Here is a 2511-nt window from a genome sequence, read left to right as displayed (position 1 = left end):
TTCATTTCTCGCGCCTAGATTGGCGCTTTTTTAGTCACAACAGAGGCAACCAAATTAGTGTGAACAGGCCCTAAGGGGCGGCACCTGCCTGAGACATCTTCGGATGAACCCTTTGAACCTGATCCGGATAGTGCCGGCGTAGGGATAGGACGAAAAATCCAGCGTTCACTCCTCTCCTATCCGGGTCTCCTTCACGTGGTTGATGAGGCTCAAGATCATGAAGTTCCGCAACAAGTCCGCCCTGCTGGTCGCCGCGCTCTGTGTTATCGGTAATGTCTGTGCCGCGGAAACCGGTTCCGGCCAGGGCATGGAGGAAGTTGTGGTTACCGCGGAGTTCCGCGAGGCCTCGGTGCTCGAGACGGGCAGCAGTATCACCTTGCTAGACAGCGAGGTCATCGAACGGCGTGGTGCTACCCATCTGGAGCAGCTGCTCAACCTGGCACCCAACGTCAACTTTGCCAGTGGTGCCTCCCGTGGCAAATTCATCCAGATTCGCGGCATCGGCGAGCGCAGCCAGTTTGTCGAACCCCTCAACCCCTCGGTGGGATTGCTGATCGACGGTATCGATTTCAGCGGCATCGGCGGCGCGGCCACCACCCTGGACATGCGGCAGATCGAAATCCTGCGCGGTCCCCAGGGCACCCTGTACGGGGCCAATGCCCTGGCCGGCCTGGTCAATATGCGCTCCAACGATCCCACCGACCGCTTTGAGGGCAGTGTCGCAACGGCTATTGCGGAGCATGAAACCCGCACCACCAGTGCGGTGTTGAGCGGGCCGATTTCCGATACCCTGGGCTACCGGCTGGCGCTGCAGGGGCACCGCAGCGACGGCTATATCGACAACGATTACCTGCATCGCCACGACACCAGCAACCTCGATGAAGTGACCGCCCGCGGCAAACTGCAATGGCGCGCCAGCGATGATCTGCAGGTCAATTTCACCGGATTCTACGTGGATGCGGACAACGGCTACGATGCCTTCTCCCTCGACAATACCCGCCACACCCTCTCCGACCAGCCGGGCCACGACCGCCAGGAAACCACCGCCGTTGCGGTGGAAACCATCTGGCAGGGTTTCGAGCGCTTCGACGTGGTGGGACTGCTGAGCTATGCCGACAGCAACCTCGAGTACAGCTACGACGAGGACTGGAGCTATGTGGGTATCTGCTCCGGCCAACCCTGTGACGGCTGGGAATATTCCTCCTTTGATCGCTACCGCCGCGACCGGCAGAACGGCGCGCTGGACCTGCGTCTGGTATCCCGAGAGGCGGGGCGGCTGTTCAACGGCTCCAGCGACTGGGTACTAGGTCTGTATTACCGCTTCCAGGACGAGTCGCTGTTGCGCCAGTACAGCTTTGCCAGCACCGATTTCAGCAGTGATTTCGATACCCGCAACCGGGCTGTCTACGGCCAGCTGGACAGCTGGCTGACCGAGCGCCTGAAGCTGTCCAGCGGTCTGCGCCTGGAGTTTCGCCAAGCCGATTACGACGACAGCGATCGGGTCAACCACGACAACAGCGAGCGCCTGTGGGGCGGTCGCCTGGGACTGGAATACAGTCTGACCCCGCAGACCCTGGTCTATGGTTTGGTCTCCCGGGGTTACAAGGCCGGTGGCGTGAACAGCAATCCGTCATTGAACCCTGGTGCCCGGGAGTTCGACACCGAATACCTGTGGAATTACGAAGCGGGCATCAAGGGCGACTGGCTGGATCACCGCCTGGCCGTGCAGATGTCCCTGTTCTTCCAGGATCGCCATGAAATGCAGGTCAAACAGTCACTGGTGGAACCGATTTCCGGCTCCGCTTGCCCCTGCAGTTTTACCGATTATTTCGACAATGCGGCCAGGGGCGAGAACTACGGGGCGGAGCTGGAAGTGAACTGGCAGGCCACGGAACGGGTCAGGCTCTACGGCAGCCTGGGGCTACTGCGCGCCACCTTTAAAAACTTTGCAAGTTTCTCTCATGTCGATGCCGACCCCGCCAATGCTGTGGCGGTGGATCTCAGTGGCCATGAACAGGCCCACGCGCCGTCCTACCAGTTTGCCGCAGGGATGGAAGTAGCGTTGGCGCGACGCCTGACCGCCGGGCTGGAAGTGGAGGGCAAGGAATCCTTCTACCTGTCGCCCCGTCACAATGCCAGCTCGGATCGCTATGAGCTGGTCAATGCCCGGCTGGACTATGATCTGGCGCAGTGGTCGTTCTCTCTGTGGGGACGCAATCTCGGCGACCGGGATGTGATTGTGCGCGGCTTCGGTGAGTTTGGTAACGACCCGCGCAAGTTTTACGAAACCGAGCCCTACTACCAGTACGGCGAGCCGCGCATTGTCGGCGTGACCGCGAAATACCGCTTCTAGGGCCTGTTCACACTAATTTGGTTGCCTTTGTTGTGACTAAAAAAGCGCCAATCTAGGCGCGAGAAATGAATTTAGTGGTTCTAACTGAGTGACGAGTAACGACGAGTGGCGCTTTTTTAGCCGCAACCCACAGGGCTGGGGCCATTTTTGCCCCCAGC

At 59.9% G+C, this 2511-nt stretch carries 1 protein-coding gene and 1 riboswitch; the gene reads left to right on the top strand.

The genetic code is table 11. The features are described from left to right. Nucleotides 1–63: 63 nt before the first annotated feature. Nucleotides 64–162, top strand: a riboswitch (TPP riboswitch). Between the two features lie 55 nt (nt 163–217). Beyond that, nucleotides 218–2353, top strand: a complete 2136-nt coding sequence (locus tag ABY948_RS12045; RefSeq protein WP_461482778.1) for a TonB-dependent receptor — start codon at nt 218–220, stop codon at nt 2351–2353. Nucleotides 2354–2511 lie beyond the last annotated feature (158 nt).

The organism is Porticoccus sp. (genome assembly GCF_041592135.1).
GTDB lineage: Bacteria > Pseudomonadota > Gammaproteobacteria > Pseudomonadales > Porticoccaceae > Porticoccus.
This window is presented reverse-complemented; position numbering and strand designations above follow the sequence as displayed.